This window comes from Argonema galeatum A003/A1, from assembly GCF_023333595.1.
Lineage (GTDB): Bacteria > Cyanobacteriota > Cyanobacteriia > Cyanobacteriales > Aerosakkonemataceae > Argonema > Argonema galeatum.
In genome coordinates this window covers 113,068-136,988 of the sequence record NZ_JAIQZM010000014.1, presented here as the reverse complement: position 1 = coordinate 136,988, position 23,921 = coordinate 113,068, and the positions used below count along the sequence as shown (strand labels likewise).

At 42.3% G+C, this 23,921-nt stretch carries 23 protein-coding genes and 1 pseudogene; 12 read left to right on the top strand and 12 right to left on the bottom strand.

What is annotated here, in order from left to right; genetic code table 11:
• Positions 1-191: 191 nt before the first annotated feature.
• Positions 192-404, top strand: a complete 213-nt coding sequence (locus LAY41_RS16595) for a type IV pilin-like G/H family protein (protein ID WP_249100055.1) — start codon at positions 192-194, stop codon at positions 402-404.
• 172 nt (positions 405-576) lie between these two features.
• Here the strand turns inward: LAY41_RS16595 and LAY41_RS16590 are convergent, their stop codons facing one another.
• A complete protein-coding gene (locus LAY41_RS16590) occupies positions 577-849 on the bottom strand; it encodes a hypothetical protein (protein WP_249100051.1) in 273 nt (90 codons plus the stop codon).
• Between the two features lie 110 nt (positions 850-959).
• Here LAY41_RS16590 and LAY41_RS16585 point away from each other — a divergent pair, with 110 nt between their 5' ends.
• Both LAY41_RS16585 and LAY41_RS16580 read left to right on the top strand, forming a co-directional pair.
• Entirely contained in the window at positions 960-1,583 is a 624-nt protein-coding gene (locus tag LAY41_RS16585; protein ID WP_249100048.1) for a DUF6088 family protein, read from the top strand.
• Positions 1,580-2,623, top strand: coding sequence for a nucleotidyl transferase AbiEii/AbiGii toxin family protein (locus LAY41_RS16580; RefSeq protein WP_249100046.1), 1,044 nt, complete (start codon positions 1,580-1,582; stop codon positions 2,621-2,623). Before LAY41_RS16585 ends, LAY41_RS16580 begins: the two co-directional genes overlap by 4 nt.
• 252 nt (positions 2,624-2,875) lie before the next feature.
• Here the strand turns inward: LAY41_RS16580 and LAY41_RS16575 are convergent, their stop codons facing one another.
• The 4 genes and pseudogenes from LAY41_RS16575 to LAY41_RS16560 all read right to left on the bottom strand — a co-directional run.
• Positions 2,876-3,310, bottom strand: coding sequence for a type II toxin-antitoxin system VapC family toxin (locus LAY41_RS16575; protein WP_249100044.1), 435 nt, complete (start codon positions 3,308-3,310; stop codon positions 2,876-2,878).
• Positions 3,307-3,609 (bottom strand): hypothetical protein, encoded by a 303-nt coding sequence (locus tag LAY41_RS16570; RefSeq protein WP_249100041.1) that lies wholly within the window; start codon positions 3,607-3,609, stop codon positions 3,307-3,309. Before LAY41_RS16570 ends, LAY41_RS16575 begins: the two co-directional genes overlap by 4 nt.
• A 138-nt stretch (positions 3,610-3,747) precedes the next feature.
• The gene (locus LAY41_RS16565) at positions 3,748-3,942 is read right to left on the bottom strand and encodes a hypothetical protein (protein WP_249100040.1); all 195 of its coding nucleotides are present in this window, start codon (positions 3,940-3,942) and stop codon (positions 3,748-3,750) included.
• Position 3,943: 1 nt separating this feature from the next.
• Positions 3,944-4,105: pseudogene (locus tag LAY41_RS16560) on the bottom strand (type II toxin-antitoxin system VapC family toxin); the annotation flags it as partial.
• A 348-nt stretch (positions 4,106-4,453) separates the two neighbouring features.
• Between LAY41_RS16560 and LAY41_RS16555 the strand changes: the two are divergent.
• Genes LAY41_RS16555 through LAY41_RS16545 form a run of 3 tightly spaced genes read left to right on the top strand, consistent with a single transcriptional unit; the run spans position 4,454 to position 5,202 of the window.
• A complete protein-coding gene (locus tag LAY41_RS16555; RefSeq protein WP_249100037.1) occupies positions 4,454-4,669 on the top strand; it encodes a hypothetical protein in 216 nt (71 codons plus the stop codon).
• Positions 4,669-4,929 carry a type II toxin-antitoxin system RelE family toxin gene (locus tag LAY41_RS16550; protein ID WP_249100035.1) on the top strand — a complete coding sequence of 87 codons (261 nt, stop codon included), beginning with the start codon at positions 4,669-4,671 and terminating at the stop codon, positions 4,927-4,929. Before LAY41_RS16555 ends, LAY41_RS16550 begins: the two co-directional genes overlap by 1 nt.
• On the top strand, positions 4,930-5,202 hold the full coding sequence (locus LAY41_RS16545) for a hypothetical protein (RefSeq protein ID WP_249100032.1): 273 nt from the start codon (positions 4,930-4,932) through the stop codon (positions 5,200-5,202). It begins immediately after the preceding gene.
• Positions 5,203-5,475: 273 nt separating this feature from the next.
• Here LAY41_RS16545 and LAY41_RS16540 read toward each other — a convergent pair whose 3' ends face one another.
• Positions 5,476-6,264: a cold-shock protein gene (locus LAY41_RS16540; protein ID WP_249100029.1), complete on the bottom strand. Its 789-nt coding sequence runs from the start codon at positions 6,262-6,264 to the stop codon at positions 5,476-5,478.
• 229 nt (positions 6,265-6,493) lie between these two features.
• Here LAY41_RS16540 and uvrA point away from each other — a divergent pair, with 229 nt between their 5' ends.
• On the top strand, positions 6,494-9,457 hold the full coding sequence (gene uvrA, locus LAY41_RS16535; RefSeq protein ID WP_249100026.1) for an excinuclease ABC subunit UvrA: 2,964 nt from the start codon (positions 6,494-6,496) through the stop codon (positions 9,455-9,457).
• 41 nt (positions 9,458-9,498) lie between these two features.
• Here uvrA and LAY41_RS16530 read toward each other — a convergent pair whose 3' ends face one another.
• The 4 genes from LAY41_RS16530 to LAY41_RS16515 all read right to left on the bottom strand — a co-directional run bounded on the left by LAY41_RS16530 (position 9,499) and on the right by LAY41_RS16515 (position 12,263).
• Positions 9,499-11,385 (bottom strand): MafI2 family immunity protein, encoded by a 1,887-nt coding sequence (locus LAY41_RS16530; protein ID WP_249100023.1) that lies wholly within the window; start codon positions 11,383-11,385, stop codon positions 9,499-9,501.
• 4 nt (positions 11,386-11,389) lie between these two features.
• Positions 11,390-11,695 (bottom strand): polymorphic toxin type 50 domain-containing protein, encoded by a 306-nt coding sequence (locus tag LAY41_RS16525; RefSeq protein ID WP_249100020.1) that lies wholly within the window; start codon positions 11,693-11,695, stop codon positions 11,390-11,392.
• A gap of 25 nt (positions 11,696-11,720) precedes the next feature.
• The gene (locus tag LAY41_RS16520; RefSeq protein ID WP_249100017.1) at positions 11,721-11,948 is read right to left on the bottom strand and encodes a hypothetical protein; all 228 of its coding nucleotides are present in this window, start codon (positions 11,946-11,948) and stop codon (positions 11,721-11,723) included.
• A gap of 105 nt (positions 11,949-12,053) precedes the next feature.
• Positions 12,054-12,263 carry a hypothetical protein gene (locus LAY41_RS16515; protein WP_249100014.1) on the bottom strand — a complete coding sequence of 70 codons (210 nt, stop codon included), beginning with the start codon at positions 12,261-12,263 and terminating at the stop codon, positions 12,054-12,056.
• Between LAY41_RS16515 and LAY41_RS16510 the strand changes: the two genes are divergently transcribed.
• Positions 12,238-12,462: a type II toxin-antitoxin system HicA family toxin gene (locus LAY41_RS16510; RefSeq protein WP_249100011.1), complete on the top strand. Its 225-nt coding sequence runs from the start codon at positions 12,238-12,240 to the stop codon at positions 12,460-12,462. The two genes, LAY41_RS16515 and LAY41_RS16510, sit on opposite strands and share 26 nt — an antisense overlap.
• A complete protein-coding gene (locus tag LAY41_RS16505; RefSeq protein ID WP_249100009.1) occupies positions 12,459-12,686 on the top strand; it encodes a type II toxin-antitoxin system HicB family antitoxin in 228 nt (75 codons plus the stop codon). Before LAY41_RS16510 ends, LAY41_RS16505 begins: the two co-directional genes overlap by 4 nt.
• 90 nt (positions 12,687-12,776) lie before the next feature.
• On the opposite strand, the gene LAY41_RS16500 is transcribed toward LAY41_RS16505, so the two are convergent.
• On the bottom strand, positions 12,777-13,640 hold the full coding sequence (locus LAY41_RS16500; protein ID WP_249100006.1) for a LecA/PA-IL family lectin: 864 nt from the start codon (positions 13,638-13,640) through the stop codon (positions 12,777-12,779).
• Between the two features lie 266 nt (positions 13,641-13,906).
• On the bottom strand, positions 13,907-14,659 hold the full coding sequence (locus LAY41_RS16495) for a 4'-phosphopantetheinyl transferase family protein (RefSeq protein ID WP_249100003.1): 753 nt from the start codon (positions 14,657-14,659) through the stop codon (positions 13,907-13,909).
• Between the two features lie 41 nt (positions 14,660-14,700).
• Between LAY41_RS16495 and LAY41_RS16490 the strand changes: the two genes are divergently transcribed.
• From LAY41_RS16490 to LAY41_RS16480, 3 genes are all read left to right on the top strand, one after another.
• On the top strand, positions 14,701-18,060 hold the full coding sequence (locus LAY41_RS16490) for a non-ribosomal peptide synthetase (protein ID WP_249100000.1): 3,360 nt from the start codon (positions 14,701-14,703) through the stop codon (positions 18,058-18,060).
• A 3-nt stretch (positions 18,061-18,063) separates the two neighbouring features.
• The gene (locus LAY41_RS16485; protein ID WP_249099997.1) at positions 18,064-18,696 is read left to right on the top strand and encodes a restriction endonuclease subunit R; all 633 of its coding nucleotides are present in this window, start codon (positions 18,064-18,066) and stop codon (positions 18,694-18,696) included.
• Positions 18,697-18,831: 135 nt separating this feature from the next.
• Positions 18,832-23,847, top strand: a complete 5,016-nt coding sequence (locus LAY41_RS16480; RefSeq protein ID WP_249100118.1) for a non-ribosomal peptide synthetase — start codon at positions 18,832-18,834, stop codon at positions 23,845-23,847.
• Positions 23,848-23,921: the final 74 nt, after the last annotated feature.

Here is a 23,921-nt window from a genome sequence, read left to right as displayed (position 1 = left end):
CTTTAACCGAGTGATCTGTGCCAAAATTGATAGCAATTTGAAATTAAATATTGAGTCAAGAACTGAAGATTATGACTATGAAATTGTCTGGGCAGATAAAACTAAAGCTCTAGTATAGCAACCGCCTTGGCGCTTAAGTCATTGAGCGAAGTCGAAATGCCCACTTTGTCATTGCATTTTAACTCCGCTGAATGAGCAAAAATGCACTAAGCGCCTTGGCGACTGCTATAACAGCTACAGCTAAAAAGCCTGGATTAAAAAGTTATATGGGCGCAGTTTCTATCCAAGACGAATCGGTTACAGATAAAATTTGCGAGACTAACGAACCATCAAATTCGCCTCCTAGTACACATCAAGGTTTTGGAAAGAATTTTCAATGTCCTTATGGATCTTCAGCGGTTTAAGGACTTTTGTAACTTCAGAATAAATTGCTTACGAACAAAAGCAGCCGAGGGGCACAGGGGCTTTAAGAATAGGCGATCACCATCCAAAGTAGTTATATTTTAAGCTACGATTTTAAGATTGACATTGAAATTGGAATAATAGGTTCAAAGTCTGCATTAACGATTCCAGTTATCATACAGATCTTTTCGTGCGTTCACCGAATCGACGTACATAGCGGGAACCGATGCGGACAATCCAGATTTGAGCGTCTGGGTGATGCGCTTCGAGGCGTAAGCAGGCAGCTATTTCACTTGCATCAATTTCAAAAGCTCCGGTTTCGATGTCGATCGCTACAATTTTGCCACGATCGCTTGCTTCAACTAAGGGGCGGATTTGAGTTTCGTAGATCAGATCGCCGCGTTGGGCAAATTCTTCTTTGCTATAGCGGGGTTGCCCGACTGCCATTCGTTTGACCTCTGCATAAGCTAAGTGCTTGCTGTGGTTCGGTTTTCAGTATACTAATGTCAGAAAAATAAGCTATAATTTCAGACAATATAACCCATTGCAGAATAGCCATGATTAGCATTGCAGACAAAATTATGAACCGGATTCGCGGATATGGTCGCGGTCGGTGGGTTTTTACGCCTAGTGATTTCCTCGACCTTGGTAGTCGAACCATTATAGATAAAGCACTGTCCCGTTTAGTTAAAGATGGTTCACTGCGGCGTATAAGCAGAGGTTTGTACGATTTTCCTCGCATGAGCAGTATTTTAAAGCGTCCGGCTCCACCAAATGTTGATGCTGCTATCAAAGCATTGGCAAGACGAGATAACATCAAGTTTATGCCAGATGGCATTGTTGCAGCGAATAGCTTAGGCTTGACAAATGCTGTTCCTGCTAAGATGGCTTATCTTACTGATGGTACGACAAGAACCTTAAAAGTGGGAGGTTGTACTGTTCATCTCAAACACGCCAAAAAGCACTTAATGTCGTGGCTGGATCGCCCAGGGTTAACAGTGGTTTTAGCCCTAGATTGGCTTGGCAAACAAGCAGCTTCTGGAACGGAAGTTATTAATAATTTGCGATCGCGTTTGCCTGATGATGTTAAACAAGACTTGCTCAAAGGTAAAGATCTTTTGCCCTCTTGGATGGCGAGAATTGTAGATAGCATTACTCAGAGTGTGAGCATTGCTGCATGATGAATCAAGAATTTAAACGCTTTCTTGAATTATCTCAGCAAGATCGCAAGGATGTATTTGAGGCTGAAGCCGAGAACCTTGATACTCGACCAAGCTATGTAGAAAAAGACTTTTGGGTTTGCTTAGTCCTCGATATCCTCTACAATGGTTTGAATGAGGATCATCCTCGGCTTCTCTTCAAGGGTGGAACTTCACTGTCAAAAGGATATAACTTAATCGATCGTTTCTCTGAAGATGTTGATTTTACAGTCTTCCGTGAGGATATCGGTTTTGATGAAAGCAAAGATCCCGCAGTACCAGGAATATCTGGGAAGGAACGAAAGCGCCGTTCGGAAAGTATAATGCAAGCCACTTCTCAATATATTTGTAACAAGTTGAGAGAAGATTTAGAAACTATAGCTTTGACTGTAGTATCTGGGTGTAGGGTAATAAGGGATACAGAAGATCGAGATGAATCAACGCTCCTATTTCATTATCCCAGCCTATTTGCAGAGGTTAGCGCTGCGTATATTCAGCCTCGCGTCAAACTTGAAGGCGGTGGTCGTTCAGCACTCGATCCTCACGAAAAACTTGCGATCGAGGCTTTGATTAACGGTACGCTTACAGATTGGGACTTTTCAGTACCCAATATTATCACAATTAAGCCAGAGAGAACTTTCTGGGATAAGGTGATGATTTTGCATGGTTGGTCTTGTGGACATAGAGATGAAGAACGCTTACCGATCGATCGTCAACGAATCTCTCGTCATTATTATGACGTGGCGATGATTTACCAAAAGCTGGGTCGAGAAGCAATTTCCGATCCAAATTTGAGAGAGGATGTTCGTCAGCACACTCAGGATTTTTTCAATAGAGCTTGGATGAAATTGGAGGAGGCGATACCGGGATATTTTAATTTAGTTCCAAAAGGTAAATTGCTTGAAACTCTTAGAAATGATTATCAAGCTATGCAGGGCATGATGTTAGGAAATCCTCCTAATTTTGAAACAATTGTAGAACAATTAGAACGGCTTAAAACGGCTATTAACAAAGAGATTTAATAGCCAAATCAACAATTTTTATGTATTATATAAATAAGGATTAATTACTTTAATTCAGAAAACGTTGAATGGAAAAATTGTAGGATCGTAAATAATTGGCGATCGATCTAATTTTAGCAGTCAAGAGTCGGCGATAATGCTACGCATCGCTGGCGCGAGCGCACTCGATTTAAGTTCGATATGAAGCGATCGCTAGCGCATCACCGACTATTTTGGCTCTGTCCGCGATCGCGACTTGTTAAATTTAGTCCATCACGCAGGGACTTGCACAAGAGCAGCGATCGCACTTCCCAAACGAGTGAAATGATTGGGATTAAGAGTTAGGATAACACCAACTTCAGCTTTAAGGGCAGCTTGAGCAATTAAAGCATCAAAAATACCGCCACCGGGAATGTTTAAAGTTGCCATTTGATTGATGGCAATTTGATAGTCATTGGAGAGCAGTGGAATCACTTCAAGATACTGCAAAACATCTACAATAATACTCTGAGCTTGTTGGGTAGTAATGCGTGGCTGAATTGGCAACCGCGTGATTACAGAATAGGTTTCTGCTAAGCTGTGAGTTGAGATAAACCCTTGAATTTGTTTAGATTCTGCTGCTTTGAGCCTTGAAAAGCAAACAGAATGCTTGGGATGATTGACAATTAATGCAGGAACCAAAACAGAGGTATCAAACAATACTTTCATAAAGCCATTTGATCCTGAATACGTTCTTCTCTTAAGTCATCTATGAAAGTATTAAGATCAAAGCTTTCTGGTAATTCTGTATCTACTACTAAGATTCCTGATTTTCGATAGATTTTTGATTGGTTAGATGGCGGTATATTTGTTAATTCCGAATTTTGTTCGGGATGTTTTTCTGCCGCTTTCTGGCTTAAAGCATCAATTTTTTCGGCTACAGCTTGCCAAATAAACTGTTCTGGTGAGAGTCCCTGAATGGTTGCCCATTTTTCGATATTTTGTTGGAGTTGAGGTGGAAAGTTCATAGGAATAAATACAAAGATAGGCTCAAAAAATTAAAGGCGATCGCTCTAAGTTTAGCAGCCAAGAATTGGCGATAATGGTAGGCATTGCTGACGCGATCGCATTCGATTTAAGTTCGATGTGAAGCGATCGCTAGCGCATCACCGACTATTTTGGCTGCGTCCGCTCCAACGGCTTGTTAGACTGCTTTTTGGCGACAATTTCACGTCTTCCCTGCCGCTTTCAGCTTGCTGTTTCCGCAAATCAGCAAAAATTGCGTTTAAGTCGTAGTTGAATGACTTTGCATATTCGTCACGAATGCGGTGGATTTCTTCTAATATTTCATTTTGCAACATATTAACGTTCCAACAGTTCGTAAGGTGTACAAAGGATGGGTAACTCGTATCCGAAGTCAAGGCTGATTTCTGCAAGCTTTCTCTGAATTTGCGCGTTGGCAATGTGCTTACAATTCCAGGTTAACAGGTAATCTAAACCGTGAACGGTAGCTGCTGCAATGTGAGATGTATTAGATTTTTTTATTTAAACCACAGATGTAGGCGCAAGCCTTCCCGCAGGGTACACAGTGCGATGTAGGTTGGGTTGAGGTACGAAACCCAACAAATGCGATAGGTTTCGCTGATTCCAAACCAATTATGGAGATATTACCCGCGCATTCACCCGCCTGCGAATCAATTCGCAGCGTCATAGCGAAAGTCCACTAAAATGGACTGAAAACTATCCTAAAAACCATCAGCGATATTGATGAAATTATTGAAATTTATTTTTGCAATAATTATACTATCGATATTAATAATTTGCGGCCAAACAAGCTAAAATATTAACATTCACCATGCCAAGGAGATGGAAATGCAAGTCAAAGACATGACAGTTGAACAACTCTCAGACCTAATTAGGCATATTGTCGAACAATGTCTGGACGAGTATTTTGGAGATCCTGATGAAGGAAAGGAAATTAAAGCAGAAGTTAAGCAGCAGTTGATAGAATCATTGAATAGCACAAAAGCTGGGGAACGCGGTATCCCACTTGATGAAGCTGTCAAAAAACTAGGATTAGATCGCTAATGGACTACTCTGTTGAGTTAAAGGCAGAAGCCCTTGTTAGCTTGGAAAGGCTAACCCAAGTTGTGAAAAACCGCATCACCCGTAAAATCTATTGGTTAGCTGCAAACTTCGACTTGATTACCCCTGAATCTTTGACAGGGAATTTGGCGGGTTTGTTTAAGCTAAGAGTTGGTGATTACCGGGTAGTTTATTCCTTCAGCACGGAATCAAGGATTATCACTATTCACAAAATTGGACACCGTAGCGAAATTTACGGTTGATTGACTCAAATTTTGCAATACCAAAACAAATTTTACTATATGAAGGCTTTGGCAGAAATCGAAGCAGCGATTAAACAACTTCCAGAAAATGATATCCGCCAATTGGCTGGTTGGATTCAGAACTATTTAAATGAAAAGTGGGATAGACAAATGGAAGAAGATTTGGCAGCAGGTAAATTAAATGCTCTGATTGCGAAAGCAGAAGCAGACATAGCAGCAAATAACGTGAGGGATATTGATGAAATCCTTGTTAGGCAGGCTTCAACAACTTAACTAAAAACCTAGTAGAGCCTTTTGAACTTCCTTCGGTGAGACTTGAACTAGATTTTCAGTCGTGACATTTTCGTGCTGATGACTCAACTCAACCATTCCGCCAACAGCCTTTACAAGCCTAAGTTGACGATAGGAAGACTGGTTTGGGAATACTTTTACTTGTCGTTCAAGGACACCATAATTGCCTGTAAGTTTATTTTTGTAAAAGGGTTTACTCATTTCTCTCTAATTCCTATTTATTATTGATCGAGTTCTTCGTTATTCTTGATTTGTTTAATAGACATCTTTAAATGGTGTAAATTTTATTGCTCTGGCATCAGTCCCCTGGTTATCCAAGTCGAGTTCCCTGCAAATAACTTTATAAATATCTGGAGGAAATCCCCCATGAAAATCCCATTCTCTGCCTGCTTCTTCCATTCTCACAATACCTGAGATATTTGGATACCTATAACCAAGTTGATGTTCTTTAATATATTTCGAGAGTTCCTTACTATGTGTAAATTTTAAAGGACGCATCTCTGCTAATAGTTGCTCTAACTCATCAGCTTCCGGTTTTGTTAACTTATGATCCTTAGCTATTCTTCTAATTTCATTTTCTCGTAAAGCTTCTGCCTCCCTGCGTCGCTCCTCCTCTGCTGCTCTAAGTTGACTTTCTAAGTTATCTCGCTCAACACTTAGTTCATGTCTGCGATCAACCCCAACTAACTCTGTTGTCACAAGGTCAAGCCAACTAGGTTTTGGAGAGTCTACATTTTTCCAGATACTCTCTACTTTTTGGATCAAATCACATAATTCATGCTTGTAGCTTTGAGGGATATTTTCTGTGCTTAGCCAAACCTTACTAACTTGTTCGCCTTTTTCATTTTTTTCAATTTCATACCAGAAATTAACTGTTCCAAAAGCTTCGCTATTGTCCAATTTTTGGGCTAATTCAGGATGTTTATTCTTGATTTTTTTGATGTGAAAGAAAACTTTTCCATTAGGATCAAAAAAAGTACGACCGACAAATCCAAATCCTCTATCAGGATTGTAGCTTTTGATATTGCCGAAGTCTATTGTCATAAAACCAGTTCTACTCACTTACCACAAAGTGGCATATCCTTTCTGCGGTATAACTACGCTATAAACAAGTATTCCCTGCTTACGAGGGAAACTCTCAAGCAAGCCTAACTATTTTAGTATACCGACTGGAAATTTCTCTTCAAAAACCCGCTTTCTCAGGTCGGTTTACACTCCACCCGAAAATCCCCACAGCGCTAAGATAGTTAAGCACGATCGCACTCTGTCTCTCATGTCCCACGCTGCCGACACCAAAAACGGTCATCTTCCCAACGGGGTAAATCTGAATAACCAAAATTCGATTCGCATTCGGGGTGCGAGGCAGCATAACCTGAAGAATATCGATTTGGAATTGCCTCGCGATCGCCTCATTGTCTTCACTGGCGTCTCTGGTTCCGGCAAGTCTTCCCTCGCTTTCGATACGATCTTCGCCGAAGGGCAGCGTCGCTACGTGGAATCCCTGAGCGCCTACGCGAGACAATTTCTGGGACAATTGGATAAGCCGGATGTGGATGCGATCGAAGGTCTGAGCCCAGCAATCTCGATCGACCAAAAATCCACTTCCCACAACCCGCGTTCCACAGTCGGGACGGTGACGGAAATTTATGATTACCTCCGGTTGCTGTTCGGACGCGCTGGCGAACCTCATTGTCCGCATTGCGATCGCTCGATTGCGCCTCAGACGATCGACCAAATGTGCGATCGCATTCTGGAACTTCCCGACGGTACGCGCTTCCAAATCCTAGCACCCGTCGTGCGCGGGAAAAAAGGCACTCACCGCAAGCTACTTTCCAGTCTCGCCTCGGAAGGATTTGTGCGCGTTAGGGTAAATGGGGAGGTTCGACAACTCGATGAAAATATCGAGTTAGATAAAAATCATACACATAATATAGATATCGTCGTTGACAGGCTGATTAAGAAACCCGATATTCAGGAGCGTCTGGTCGATTCTCTTAGCACCTGCTTGCGGCATTCACAGGGAATTGCTGTTATTGAGGTATTAAATAATACATCGGATAAGGTAAGCGCGTCGCGAAAAGATAGTACGTATATAATAAAGGATGGGGAAAACGGTGTCAATAGCTATGCAGAATTACCGCCAGAATTGATATTTTCAGAGAACTTTGCTTGTCCCGAACATGGCGCGGTAATGGAAGAATTATCGCCGCGTTTGTTTTCTTTTAATTCGCCTTACGGTGCTTGTCCGAACTGTCACGGATTGGGAAGTTTGCGAACATTTTCCCCAGACTTGGTAGTGCCAGACCCAAAAGCGCAGGTTGTAGGAGCGATCGCACCTTGGGCGGAAAAGGAAACTTCTTACTATACTTCCTTGCTTTACAGTGTGGGAAAAGCACACGGGTTTGAACTGCACGCGCCTTGGCAGCAGTTAACGGCGGAACAGCTACAGGTGATTTTGTACGGTTCCGAACAACCGATTTGGATGCACGATCGCAACGATTACAGAAAGTATACCGGGGTAATTTCCATGCTGCAACGGTATTACGACGAAAGTGCATCGGAATTGCAAAAGCAGAAGTTGGATCGGTATTTGATCGATCGACCTTGCGAAGTTTGTCAGGGTAAGAGGTTGAAACCGGAAGCGGTATCTGTGAGGTTGGGGCAGTATCGGATTTTGGATTTGACGGGAGTTTCGCTCGCCGAGTGTAAGGAAAGGATTAACGATCTGAAGTTGAGCGATCGACAAGCGCAAATTGGGGATTTGGTACTGCGAGAAATCAAAGCGAGGTTGCAATTTCTCCTCGATGTCGGGTTGGATTATCTCAGTTTAAATCGTCCGGCGATGACACTTTCCGGAGGAGAAGCGCAACGCATTCGTCTCGCCACGCAGATCGGTTCTGGATTGACTGGCGTCCTCTACGTTTTGGACGAACCAAGTATCGGTTTGCATCAAAGAGATAACGGTCGGTTGCTGAAAACTCTCACCAAACTTCGCGATTTGGGAAATACATTAATAGTAGTAGAACACGACGAGGAAACGATTCGCGCCGCCGACCATTTAGTTGATATTGGCCCTAGAGCGGGGATTCACGGTGGGGGGATAGTAGCGCAAGGGAATATAGAGACTTTGTTGGCGGCGGAAGTTTCGCTGACGGGTGCATATTTATCGGGAAGACTGGTAATTGAAACACCCGCACAGAGAAGAGAGGGAAATGGGAAATCCCTGCTCCTAAAAAATTGCTATCGCAATAACCTTAAATATATAGATGTGGAAGTTCCCCTTGGTAAACTTGTCTCCGTTACCGGAGTTTCCGGTTCAGGAAAATCTACCTTAATTAACGAATTGCTTTATCCAGCTTTGCAACATCACCTGACTCGCAAAGTACCTTTCCCCAAAGAGTTGGATACTGTCAAAGGATTAGACGAAATCGACAAAGCAATTGTGATCGACCAATCGCCGATCGGTCGCACTCCCCGTTCCAATCCAGCTACCTACACGGGAGTCTTCGATGTCATCCGCGATATCTTTTCCCAAACCATCGAAGCGAAAGCTAGAGGTTACAAACAGGGACAATTTTCCTTCAATGTGAAAGGTGGAAGATGCGAAGCTTGTGGCGGACAAGGGGTGAATGTAATCGAGATGAATTTTCTGCCGGATGTGTACGTGCAATGCGAAGTTTGTAAAGGCGATCGCTACAATCGCGAAACCCTGCAAGTGAAGTACAAGGGGAAGTCGATCGCAGATGTTTTGAACATGACGATCGAAGAAGCTTTGGATATCTTCCAAAATATTCCCAAAGCAGTCACCCGCTTACAAACTTTAGTCGATGTCGGTTTGGGTTACATCCATTTAGGACAATCCGCACCCACCCTTTCCGGCGGCGAAGCGCAACGAGTGAAATTAGCAACCGAACTATCTCGTCGCGCCACCGGAAAAACACTCTATTTAATAGATGAACCCACAACGGGTTTATCATTTTACGACGTTCACAAATTGCTGGATGTCTTGCAGCGATTGGTGGATAAAGGTAATTCAATTTTGGTGATCGAACACAACTTAGATGTAATTCGCTGCGCCGATTGGGTAATTGACTTAGGGCCGGAAGGTGGCGATAAGGGAGGAGAGATTATTGCAGTGGGAACGCCGGAAGAGGTGGCGAAGTGCGATCGGTCTTATACTGGGCAATATTTGAGGCAGGTGTTGTTGCAGCATCCACCTGTATCTTGTACCCAATAAGCTATTTCTTGAAAAATACTAAAGAACAAGTACTATTTCCTTTATGATAGTGGGAAGCCTTTACACACAGGTCGGTACATATTATATTTCGGCTTTTTCTCTAGTTCTACTTTTTCCATCTCCATATAGTTACCCTGATATCCAAGCATAGAAAGAATTGTACGTATAAACAAACTTTTAAGCTTTGGTGTAAAATATACTCCTGGTTCAACATCCAACCCACCATAGCCATTATGTATCAATTTATTTCTAGCGCCTATGAATTCAAGCTTAGGAAATAGATCATCGTATTTGACTTTATAATAGTCAAGCATTATTTGAAGAGAGGTTCTAAGATTACCGATTTTGTTATAGTCACCCTGATCGAAAGGTTTTACTAATATCTTGTTAAAAATATCTACTTGGCTAATAATTTTTTCTTTTTCTTCCTGTGAGATATTGTTATCTGAACTAATGAGTTGTTTTTCTTCTTGGAGTATGTTAGCAAAAGCACGCAATATTTTTTCTTTTATTCTCCTGTAATTTCGTGTTGGTAGCACGCTATTACTAACATCTTTGTTATGTTCGTAATTAAGTGTTTCTAAGGCAGTACATAAAAATATGAATTGCACTGAATTCATATCACTAGATAAGCTGTCTTGATACCAACTAAGTGCCAAACCTAAACCTTTTTTATCAAATTTATCATAATTAACCTCATTAGCAATCTTGGAAATAAAATCTTCAAGATCTTGAATAACCTCAATATCTCTCTTTTTAAGTTTAGGATTACCACCAATCCAATATTCTATAATTTGGTTTTGCTCATGCTCTACTTTGAATGTTTTTAGTTGATAAATTGACTCTGTAGTATGCCCGGATGCAAAAGATAATATTAAATTAAACCAAGTGTAGTAATTTTCATATTCATAATTGATTACCTCATCAACAGGTAACTTTTTAAACTTTATCTCAGCATTTAGTACTGCATCTATTAAATTTTTTCCTTCTTCAATTCTGATTGGTTTAACGCTAATTTCTGCTTGAGAATCAAGAAATGATGTAGCAAATGGTACTCTAATCGGCAAATCAACAATACCGTATGTAACCTCTAAAAGATTACTTTCTTCTTTTTTAATATTAGGCGAATAATCTATAGATAAATTACTCAATCCTATGAAAGATTTTCCTGCATCTTTATGTATATTTTTATATAATAAATTATTACTAAAAGATATGCTTATATTGTATTTATAAACTTCCGCTAATACATTCCATCCTTCAGTAGTTTTGCCCTCTATCTGATAAATTCCTTCATAACCATGATCAATTAATACTTTTTCTAAACCTTCAAACTGGAAAGGCCGCAAGATTTTTTTTGCGTAATCCTCTTCTGGTGGTAATTGTTCTTCGCTACTCCTAACAATCTCACTTTGTTTATATGAATATTTTTCACCCACGTCAATAAAAATTTTTTCATTAATTTCTCTTACTGTTATGGGATTGCATTCAAGCATAACTAAACCATTGGCATAACAGTAAATAACAGCATTATTGATATCCACGGTAAATTCATCATTGGCATTAGCTTGTTTGAAAATCCCATTAAATTTAAATTGCTTAAAAATTGGCATATTTGTTAATTTAGGCAAAGTTTCACGTCTGCGATAAACCCAAACATCCAGCAACTTCATTTCATGGGGTGCATCGCACTGAATTATATCTAAATCAATCTGAATGTCTGCTGGAAAATCAGCCATTACTTCTGTCTCAACGCATGACATGGCTTCTCGTTCTTCCTCAGATATAAAACCATCGAAATAACAAAAGATCGCGATACTTTTTTCATCCCATCCCACCGTTACGCCGCGAAGTGCTGGTGAAACTTCTCCCAGAAGCGCTCTTTGAACTGATAAAATTACCCTAGCTCGCATTTCAACTATCTGCATAATTTCACGGCCTCGCTGGAACGATGTGAACTCCTGCTTGGGAATAGTGCAAGATTCCCTTTGATGTTAGTGTAGCAACTCCGGCACTAGGATCGATGTACTCTCCAATAATTTCGCCAAAATCCACACGCTCTTTAAATCCTGGTTGTCCAAAAGTACCTTTGAGAGGTTGTCCCGTTCCCGCAAAACGATTGATGAGCTCTTGCGGATCTGGATGGGTTAATATGCTTTTACCAGGGATATAATTTGGATGACCGGGGATATGCTTACCCTGCTTAGCAAAATCAATATTTAGTCTTCCGTGAGTCACTTCTGTGCCAGACCTACTAGATACACTATTCAAAAATTGAGAGGAACGCTTCTGAAGGTGCAGGCAGATTTTCCATCACAGATATGAAAAATCGACTATCGCGTTCGGACAGCGCCAGAGACTCATCCTCATAAGTTACAGGAACGTTTCTCTTATAATTTAAAGTTTTGTGCCTGCGTTTTAAGGAAGTGCAGAAAGCTTTTTTCTTTCGCTTATTCGGAATACCTTTTTCTTTTGTTTGTAAAGGTGACATGAGGTTGCACTTGAAGTTTTCTATGTTTTTGCCTAGCATTAGGTAATAGTCAATGGTTAAGTTAGATAGATAGCAGTAATGGTCGTTTAATATTTGTAACTACAGTTATATTAATGATATACGAGTATTCGGATCGAAGTCAAGTCTCGGCAAAAGAGAAAATGCGATCGCACTTTGGATATGTGCGAGTTTGGGAGTGCGATCGCTAATAAATCTGCTAAAATAATCAATACCCAACTCTTCTGGAAATTGAAGGCAACCAAACAGATGAACAATATCTTCTTTGACTATGCCTAAAAAAATTAGAGATCTCAAAAGTTTACTTTTAAAAGCAGGTTTTGTCTATCGTTCAGCCAAAGGAAGTCATAGTCGTTGGTATCATACTTTATTACCAGGCGATCCGATCACCATTTCAGGTAAAGATGGGGATGATGCTAAAGCATATTTAGAAAAAGAAGTTAATCAAAAATTAGCTAAATTACAAAAAATTCAAGAAAAGGAGTCAGAAGAATGAAATTACCTTATACTATTGTGATCCAATGGAGTGAAGAAGATGGATGTTATTTAGTCCATTTACCAGAGTTTCCTACTCAACAATTTCACACTCACGGAGATACATATCAAGAAGCTTTAAGCAACGCTCAAGAAGTTTTGGAATTACTCGTTGAAGAATATCAACAAGACGGTAAACCTTTACCTCAACCTAAACCGCTAGTTACTATTTCTCAAGTTGCTTAGGGTGTGGGGTGTGGGAGTGCTGGAAGAGCCTCTAAATTTTCCCCCTCCCTGTTGCGGGGAGGGGGTGAGGGGGTGGGGTAAGCTATCCGATTAATTGACGCTCAAAATTGACCACTTAACGGTTTGACTGCCACTGTTGTCAAAGTATATGTATTGTTGGTCATTGTTGATGAACGATACGGTTTCGCCAGGATTGAGTTCAACTGTCTGTTCCTTGCCGTTAGCAACAGCTCGATCGTCTTTTACCGCCACCAGTGCTGCTGGCGTTATGCCTTGGAAACGCATATATGGTTCTCGCCCCGTATTCGCCGGATTGCCATTGGCATCTACCATGTTAGCGATCGGGGCGTTGTTGTCGCTCCACCCGTAGTTCCACGTTCCCTCAGCTTGAATTTTTAATGTTATTTTTTTGTCCGATTCGTTAATCAAGCTGGGAAGGTTTTCTTCTTCAGTTGCGAAAACAATAAGTTCGCCGCTAGGTAGGGGAAAGGTTTTATTGTCAGGGCCAGAGACAATAGATTCTTCTTTAGTTGAAGTAGAACCGTTACCGTTCTTGATGCTGGCAATAGACCACTTAATCGTGAGACTGCCACTGTTGTCACCGTACACACCCGGTTGGTCATTGTTTATAAACGATACAGTCTTGCCTGGTGGGATCTCGATCGTATGTTCCTTGCCGCTTCCCACAGGTTTGCCATCAATTACCGCCACCAGTGCCGCTGGCGTTACGTCTGGGAAACGCATATATGGATTTCGTCCGGTCTGCGCCGTATTGCCATCGCCATCCACTTGACTGGCGAATGCGTCTTTACCTCCGTAACTCCACTTTCCCTCAGCTTGAATTTTCAATGTTATCGTTTTGTCAGATTGGTTGGTCAAGCTAGGAAGGTTTTTTTCCTCTTTTGCGAAAACGGTAAGTTCACCGCTGGGTAGCTTTATGCTGGATTTGGTCATGGTTTTTTTTAGTTGCTCGTTTACAGGAGTTACTTTACCATAGACGCCCTCAGTAACTTGTAATTTCTTTAACTTTTTTTTATAAAAGCTATGATTTTTATGATTTAAAATACTAATGACTCCACATGAACAAAAAAAACGTAACTGCACCCACAAAAATAGGTCTTCCGTACTTACTATGCTATTTGAGCAGAGGAGCAGATGAGAAAATCAATAAAAATGTTCTTAACTGAACAAAAACATAGTAAATACGGAAGAGCCGATTTTCACTCCTCCAGCCACTGCCAGCAGCTGATATTAAAACCAAAACCTTCTACGGCAAGAGCAGCGACATAGCCAGTCACAGGGGTAAAATCTTGAAGCAACCAATTAGCAGCTGATTCGGTATCGCTTTTGATACTAAGTAGCTTAGCTGGTTCTCCTGGAGATAAGGAAACATCAAATCCATCCAGGGGTAAACTTAATCCATCTCCAATTGCTTTCACATAAGCTTCTTTGCGAGTCCAGCAATTATAAAATGCTGCTTGTTGTTGACTGCGATCGAGGTCGCGCAGTACACCATATTCTTGGGAGGAAAAGAAACGTTTGGCAATTTGTTCGGCATCGTCAATGGGACGGATTTGTTCGATGTCGATACCGAGATTGCGATCGCACGTCACCGCATATAGAGCAAATCCATGAGAGTCAGATAAATTAAACCGCAGTCTATCCCCACCGCAGGTTTCCGCCAGTGCAGGTTTGCCGCGAGAACCATAATTAAATTCCAACTCATTTGGCGATCTATCCAAATAGCGACTCAAAATCGTTCTGAGAATTCCACGACGAGCTATGAAACGGTTTCTATGCTGCTCAAAGTAAAATCTCTCGGCCCTCTTTAGCTCATCCTCAGAGAGGATTTGTGCTAGCTGCTGAACCCGTAGACTGGGTAAGTCAATACAAGCAGACCAGATATGAATATCATTACTCGACAATGTAAAATCTGCTGGTGGAGCATCCCAGATACAACCAGAAACTGTCATCAGTAGCTATCCTTTAAGATCGGAGAAACAAAAGCGAAATTATGCCAGATTTTTATGACGATTCAATTACAGATACTGAAGAAAAAGTCAATCTTCCTCAAGAAGAGGATGTATTCATTTTTCCTGCATCTTTTGCCCAGCAGCGATTGTGGTTTATCGATCGGTTGGTTCCGGGCAATACCTTTTATAACGTACCGACAGCAATTCGCTTGACAGGTTCGCTCAATATAACCGCCTTAGAACGAACTTTCAATGAAATTGTACGCCGCCACGAAGCCTTGCGTACCAGATTTGCGATCGCAGAGGGGCAACCCGTGCAGGTAATTGCTCCCACTTTAAACATATCTCTACCTATATTAGACTTGCGGCAGTTGACAAAAGATGAACGGGAGGCTGAAGCAAAGCGCATCGTCACCGGAGAATGCGATCGACCTTTCGATTTGTCCAGTGGGCCATTACTGCGAGTGATGGTACTTAAGCTGGAAGAGACAGAACATATTTTATTGCTGAATATGCACCATATTATCTGCGATGATTGGTCTATAGGGGTGCTAATTCGAGAACTGGGGACAATCTACACAGCTTTTGCACAAAAACAGCCTTCTCCTCTGCAAGAATTACCTCTCCAATACGCGGACTTTTCCCACTGGCAACGCGAATGGTTACCAGGGCAAATATTGGAAACCCAATTAACTTACTGGCGGCAGCAATTAAACGGTATTTCCACGCTAAATCTGCTTACCGACAAATCGAAACCTGCTATACAAAGCTATCGAGGAACGACAGAATTTTTAGAGTTACCGAAAAAGTTAAGCGATGCTTTAGAAACTCTTTCCCAACAAGAAAGTGTCACCTTATTCATGACCCTACTAGCAGCATTTCAGACATTGCTTTACCGCTACACCAATCAGGAAGATATAGCGGTAGGTTCGCCAATTGCCAACCGAAATATGAGCGAAATTGAAGGATTAATTGGTTTTTTTGTCAATAGTTTGGTACTACGCACCAACTTATCTGGAAACCCAACTTTTCGAGAACTGCTCGGCAGAGTAAGAGAAGTAACGTTAGGCGCATACAGCCACCAAGATTTGCCTTTTGAAAAGCTAGTTGAGGAATTGCATCCCGAAAGAAATTTAAATCGACATCCGCTATTCCAAGTGGTTTTTGGTTTCGAGAATGCGCCAATGTCGGCGCTAGAATTGCCTGGATTAGTGCCTAGCTTCATGAATATTGACTTTAAAACAACGCGCTTCGATCTGGAGTTGCACTTGTGGAAGTGTTCGGAGGATTTCCGAAGCCTATGGGGAGGAGAATGGCAGGATTCTGAGGGTATTAGAGGCGTAGTGGTTTACAACACGGATCTATTTGATAAAGCCACTATTGCCGGGATGTTGGGACATTTTAAAACACTGCTAGAAGGTATTGTTGGAAATCCAGAACAAAAAATCGCAAATTTACCGTTGTTGAGCGAAGCCGAGTTGCATCAGGTGTTAATTGAATGGAACGATACCCAGGCTGATTATCCTCAATCTAAATGTATACATCAGTTATTTGAAGAACAGGTAAAGCAGAATTACGATAATATAGCAGTTGTATTTGAACACAAGGAAACTACCTACCGGGAGTTAAATATTCGCAGCAATCAATTAGCGCATTACTTACAAAACTTGGGAGTTGGTGCGGAAGTTTTAGTTGGCATTTGCGTCGAGCCTTCTGTCGAAATGATTGTGGGGTTGCTGGGTATCTTGAAAGCGGGAGGAGCTTATGTGCCATTAGACCCTAGCTATCCGTGCGATCGCATAAATTTCATGCTGGAAAATGCACAAGTTAAAGTGTTGCTAACCCAAGAGAAATTAGCAGAGCATTTTGACAACTTTTCGCACTCCTTAGTTAACTTGGATAAAGACTGCGAAATTATCGATCGAGAAAGCAAAGAAACGCCGAACGCCGCCGTCACAAGCGACAACCTAGCATATGTAATCTACACCTCTGGCTCTACAGGAAAACCCAAGGGAGTTGCTGTAACTCATAAAGCTGTAAATCGGTTAGTGTGCAACACAAATTATATAAAATTAGCATCTTATGATAAAATTGCCCAAGTTTCCAACACTTCCTTCGATGCAGCAACATTCGAGATTTGGGGAGCATTGCTTAACGGCGCTCAACTCGTTGGAATTAGTAGAGATGTCACGCTCTCGCCTCACGATTTGGCATTACAACTCCGCCAAAAAGGCATCAGCGTCCTATTTTTGACCACCGCCTTATTCCAACAGATCGCCAGAGATGTTCCGCAAGCTTTCGTTTCGTTAAGATACTTGCTATTCGGAGGCGAAGCTGTCGATCCCAGGTGGGTTAAAAAAGTTATCAAAAATGGTTCGCCAAAGCAATTAATTCATGTTTATGGCCCTACAGAAAATACAACATTTTCTTCTTATTACTGCGTGCAAGACGTACCAGAATCAGCCACATCTATACCCATTGGTCGCCCCATTACAAACACGCAGATTTATCTCCTAGATTCCCATTTACAGCCAGTACCTATCGGCGCGACAGGCGAGTTATACATCGGCGGTGATGGACTGGCGCGAGAATATCTCAATTGCTCTGATTTAACTGCCGATCGCTTCATTTCGTTACCAGAAACCCGCTTTCTCCAAAAAACCGGGTTTCTCCAAGGAGTCCGTCTTTATAAAACAGGTGATTTAGCTCGCTATTTAGCAGACGGCAATATTGAGTTTTTAGGTCGCTTCGACGAACAAGTAAAAATTCGCGGCTTTCGCATCGAATTGGGAGAGATTGAAGCGGTGCTAAATCAACATCCAGCAGTGAGAGATGCGGTGGCGATCGTTAGGGAAGACATCCCTGGTGATAAGTATTTGGTGGCTTATATTGTTCCTGAAAACAAACTAATTAATCCAAAATCCGAAATCCGAAATCCAAAATCGATTGACCTACGCCAATTTCTGAAAGAAAAGTTACCAGAATACATGATGCCTTCAGCGTATGTGGTGCTGGAGTCCCTACCGCTGACGCCCAATGGTAAAGTCGATCGCCGTGCCTTACCTGCGATAGATACGCTGAGTATTGAGATCGAAGAAAATTATGTCGCACCTCGGACTTCTGTCGAAGAGGTGCTAGTAGAAATTTGGAGTAAGATTTTGGGTAGGCAGCAGATAGGTGTCCACGACAACTTCTTTGAATTGGGCGGTCATTCCTTGCTAGCGACTCAGCTAACTTCCCGCATACGCGACGCCTTCCAAATAGAGTTGCCTGTACGCAACTTGTTTGAGGCACCGACTGTGGCTAGTTTGGCGAGGTATATTGAAACAATGTCTTGGGCAGCGAAAGGTCTGGATAGCACTACAACTACAATAAATACGCGAGAAGAGGTGGAATTCTAAATTATGGTTCAAACACTGCGAGCTAAAAACGTCACCCTGCGTGACTTAAGAGCAAGATTTGGAGTCCAGCTAGTTGAGGACGATCAATTTTTTCGGGAGTGGCAGGATAACTTGCCAGAAATCACCGATTTAGAAAAGCAGCGACTCGATCGAGTTAAGGAGAGTTATTCCAATCTACTTGAGTACCCTCCCATGCTCGAAAATACTGTCAAAATGGTAGTCCTATCTCCACTGTTAGATTTAGCAGATTTTTATCTATCTCCATTTCACATAACTTCCGAAAAATCTGTGGAGATTTCAGCAGAGGATGAAGGAGTAATGTACAAAGGACAGATTGATGTACTGGCTTTATTTGAACAACTTTGGGTAACGGTCATCGAGTCCAAGCAGGCGGCTTTCTCTCTAGAAGTAGGAAGAGCGCAGCTACTAGCTTATATGTTGGCAAATCCCGATTCAGATAAATTTACCTTTGGGTTGCTAACAAATGGCGGTAGTTTCATGTTTATCAAATTGGTAAAACAACAGACTCCGCAGTACGCCATGTCTAAAATGTTCTATATTTTTAATCCTGGGAATGATGTGTATGGTGTACTGAGTGTATTAAAGCGCCTGGGTCAGTTGACGACTAGCAAATAACAGCTATAGCCTTTCTCAGGTAGATGAGGTATATACCAAAGCTCAAAAACCTTGGGATTCAAAGAATCTGGCGTACCTCATGTCGGTGAGAACCGCTATATCACTTTGATTAATGTTCAGATAAGAGGTGTGGTTTTGAATATAGTTGAGTTTTTGTCTTATCTTAGAAGTCTAGATATTAATGTATTTCTTGAGAGCGTTAGCAGGGCAGATACGGAGGAGCTTCGCCTTCGCTGCAACGCCCCTGAAGGAACTCTGACACCAGAACTGCGTGCAGAAATATCTCAGCGCAAAGCAGAAATTATTTCCTTTTTAAGGACAGCTAATTCTACTAATAACACTACTTCTATACCTCTTGTATCTATCTCGCGGGATGGAAATATACGTCTCTCTTTTGCACAACAGCGGCTGTGGTTTCTTGACCAATTAGTACCCAACAATTCTTTCTATAACGTTCCGGCAGCATTGCGTTTGTTAGGTTTGCTCAACTTAGCGGCACTGGAACAAACTTTTAACGAAATTGTGCAGCGTCACGAAGCTTTACGCACTAATTTTGTAACGATGGAAGGACAAACAGTTCAGGCAATTAATGTCGCCTTAAAAGTATCCTTACCAGTAATAGATTTGCGGGAATTGCCACAAGCAGAACGAGAAAAGGAAGCGCGACGGCTAACTACCCAGGAGGCTCAACGCCCTTTCAATTTATCAAGTAACCCATTGCTGCGAGTAAAATTACTGCGGTTGGATGAAGCAGAACATATTCTCTTGTTGAATATGCACCACATTATTTCCGATGGTTGGTCTATCGGAGTGCTAATTAGAGAAATAGGCACACTTTACACAGCTTTCGCCAGCGAGAAGCCTTCACCTCTGCCACAATTACCCATCCAATATGCTGACTTTGCACACTGGCAGCGCGAGTGGTTGCAAGGGGAAGTGTTAGAAACACAACTTGCTTACTGGCGGCAACAATTAAATGGCATTTCTATGCTAAATTTGCCTGCCGATAGACCGATGCCAGCAGTTCAAACTTATCGAGGTGCAACGCAAATTGTCCAACTACCGAAAAGTTTAAGTCAAGCGTTAGAGGCTCTTTCCCAACAGGAAGGGGTAACTTTGTTCATGACTCTGCTGGCAGCATTCCAGATTTTACTCTACCGCTATACGCAGCAAGAAGATATTGCTGTGGGTTCGCCTATCGCTAATCGCAATCGCAGTGAAATTGAAGGATTAATCGGCTTTTTTGTCAATAGTTTGGTGCTGCGTACTGACTTATCGGGAAACCCAAGTTTTAGAGAATTATTAAATCGAGTCAAAGAGGTAGCTTTGGGAGCCTATGCTCACCAAGATTTGCCTTTTGAGAAGTTGGTCGAGGAACTGCATCCTGAGCGGAACTTAAATCAAAATCCCTTGTTTCAGGTTGTGTTTGCGCTACAAAATGCGCCTATGTCGGCGCTAGAATTACCTGGGTTAACGCTAAGTCCGCTGGAATTTAATAGCGAGACAACGCGGTTTGATTTGGAGTTTCACTTGTGGGACCGATCGCACAAAGAAGGATCTCCTCTAACGCCCAACAATAACCTATGGGTAAATAGCTCAGAAGGAATTAGCGGTTTTGTAATTTACAGCACAGATTTATTTGATGAAGCGACGATTAATCGGATGATGGGACATTTCCAAAACCTGCTAGAAGCTATTGTTGCGAATCCAGAACAACGAATCGCGGACTTACCGCTATTAAGCGAATCTGAGCTACATCAATTATTAGTGGAATGGAACAATACTCAGGCAGATTATCCACAAGATAGATGTATTCATCAGTTGTTTGAAGCTCAAGTAGAGCAGAACCCTGATGCCTTAGCGCTGGTATTTGGAGATAAAACGCTCACTTATCGAGAACTAAATATACGCAGCAACAAACTTGCACATTATCTACAAAAACTGGGTGTTGGTGCAGAAGTTTTGGTAGGGCTTTGTGTAGATCGAGCCGAGCTATCGCTCGATATGGTAATCGGAATGTTGGGTATCCTGAAAGCGGGTGGAGCTTATTTACCTTTAGACCCAAGCTATCCTCCTGAACGTTTGAATTTGATGATTGAAGATGCTCAGGTGCCAGTTTTATTGACTCATAAGCGGTGGATTGAGCGTCTAGGAAAGCAAAATTCATCGATAATCTGCCTGGATAAAGATTGGGAAACTATTACTCAAGAAAGTGAAAATAATCCTCGGAGTAAGGTAACAGCAAATAACCTGGCTTATGTCATATATACTTCAGGCTCAACTGGAAAGCCTAAAGGAGTCCAAATTGAACATCGCAGCTTGTTGAATCTCGTCTTTTGGCATCAAAAAGCCTTTGCAGTTTCACCACGCGATCGCACAACGCAGATAGCCGGAGTTGCCTTTGATGCTTGCGCGTGGGAAATATGGCCTTATCTAAGTGCTGGAGCTAGCATTCATTTTGCAGATGATGAAATTAGGCGATCGCCCTCTCAACTGCGAGATTGGCTAGTATCAAAAGCGATAACAATTACTTTTTTACCAACACCTTTAGCAGAGAAAGTTTTATCATTAGATTGGCCGAATAACGCAGCTTTGCGAATATTACTTACAGGTGGAGACAAACTAAATCAGTATCCTTCGCCTTCCCATCCTTTTGAAGTAGTAAATAATTACGGGCCAACAGAAAATACTGTTGTTACAACTTCCGGTGTAGTTCCTGTCACTAAGCAAGCCGATGTAGCACCTGCGATCGGTCGTCCCATTGCCAACACCCAAGTTTATGTGCTGGATGGAAATTTACAACCTTTACCGATTGGAATTCCTGGCGAATTGTACATTGCTGGTGATGGACTGGCGCGAGGCTATCTAAACCGTCCCGAATTAACAGAAACCAGGTTTCTAGAAGAAACCGGGTTTCTGCCAGGGACACGCCTTTATAAAACAGGCGATTTAGTTCGTTATCGAAAAGATGGCAACATCGAATTTTTAGGTCGCACCGACGATCAGGTAAAAATTCGCGGCTACCGCATCGAATTGGGAGAAATTGAAGTTATTCTGAATCAGCATCCAGCAGTACTGCAAACGACCGTCATAAATCGTCAAGATACAGGCGAGAATCTTCTAGTAGCTTATGTAGCGCTCAATGCGGAATACAACAGCGAAAAAGAACAGACGCAATTGCCGAATGAGCAGGTATTGCAGTGGCAAATGCTATACGACGAAACTTATAATCAACCTGCTGGCGATTCAGATCCGACATTTAATATTGTCGGTTGGAATAGCAGTTACACCAATCAACCGATTCCAGCAGAACAGATGCGCGAGTGGCTAAATAACCAAGTCGCGCAAATTCTAGCTTTGCAACCCAGTCGAGTGCTAGAAATTGGTTGCGGAACAGGTCTAATTCTATTCAGGATTGCCCCTCAATGTACTAAATATTGGGGAACGGACTTTTCCCCTGCTTCACTCAACTACATCCAGCACCAATTGGCAAATCTAGAATTACCTCACGTAACCCTGCTTCAAAAAATGGGTACTGATTTTGAAGGAATAGAAGCAGAAGCTTTTGATGCTGTAATTCTCAACTCTGTCGTGCAATATTTTCCCAATATTGATTACCTTGTGCAGGTTATAGAAAACGCGATTAAGGCCACTGCCTCCGGTGGTTTGATCTTCATAGGAGATGTGCGTAGTCTGCCACTTTTGCCAGCTTTCCATGCGTCGGTTCAACTGTATCAAGCAGAACCTTTCACTACCCGCGAGCAGTTGCAGCAACAAGTACAAATGCAAATGTTTCAAGAAACGGAGTTAGTCATCGACCCCGGTTTCTTCCGTGCATTAAAGCAGCAGTTTCCACAGATTAGCAATGTCCAAATTCAACTAATACGAGGTCGCCACCACAATGAATTAACTCAGTTTCGTTATAATGCAATTCTTTATATTGGCGCTGAAATAGATATTAGAAGAACCCCACCCCAACCCTCCCCGCCACGGGGAGGGAGCCGGAGTATTCTTGCTTCTGGCAGTGAAATAGATCCTAGAAGAACCCCACCCCAACCCTCCCCGCCACGGGGAGAGAGCCGGAGTATTCTTGCTTCCCCCCGTGGCGGGGGGACTGAGGAGGATCGGGGAGAGAACATCCTTACTTCCCCCCGTGGCGGGGGGACTGAGGGGGATCGGGGAGAGCTCTGGAGTATTCTTACCTCCCCCCGTGGCGGGGGGACTGAGGGGGGTTCCATACAGTTGCTGAACTGGCACGAAAATAACTTAACAGTCTCAACAGTGCGACAGCTATTAATTGATAATCAACCAGAGATTTTAGGCATCACCAACATTCCTAATGCGCGGGTGATGGCAGCAGTTAAAACGGCAGAATGGCTATCGGGTGCAGAAGAATTTAAAAGAGCAAAGCAGATGCGCGAAGCTTTGGAAAAATTCCAGAATTGGGGTATAGATCCAGAAGATTGGTATACTCTGAACGTACCCTACAGTATTGATATTAGCTGGTCGGATTCCGGTGCTGAAGGATGCTACGATGTGGTGTTTGTACGGGAAGATGTCACGCGATCGATCCCTGTGGTGCAGCAAGTAGAAAGGTTGCGTCCGTGGCAATTTTACGCCAATAATCCTTTGCAAGCTAAAGCAGCGCGTAAGTTGGTGCCGCAGTTGCAGACTTATCTCGCAGAAAAATTGCCTGAGTACATGGTGCCATCAGCTTTTGTAGTGCTGGAATCTTTGCCTCTGACGGCTAATGGAAAAGTCGATCGCCGCGCCTTACCCGCATTCGATCCGATTAAGCCAGAATTGGCAGGAGGTTATGTTGCGGCTCAAACTCCCGTTGAGGAAGTGCTAGTAAAAATTTGGGCTGAGGTTTTGGGAGTTAAGCGTGTGGGTATCCACGACAATTTCTTTGAATTGGGAGGTCATTCTTTAATGGCGACTCAGCTTATTTCCAGAGTGCGCGATGCTTTCAAGGTGGAGTTGCCTTTGCGTAGCGTTTTTGAGGCACCGACAATTGGAGAATTATCTAAGGTGGTTGAAAGCTTTAAAGATACTAATGATAAAAGTAAAGCGCCTCCCTTAGTACCAGTTTCTCGTGAGAGTAGGAGGATGAAGCTATCTTCCCTCAACCCGCAGAGCAAAAATACTTAAACCTAGCTATATTTGCAACCTGGGATAGAAGTTGACATCTCTTACATGGTTGCTAAGATATAGTTGACATCTCT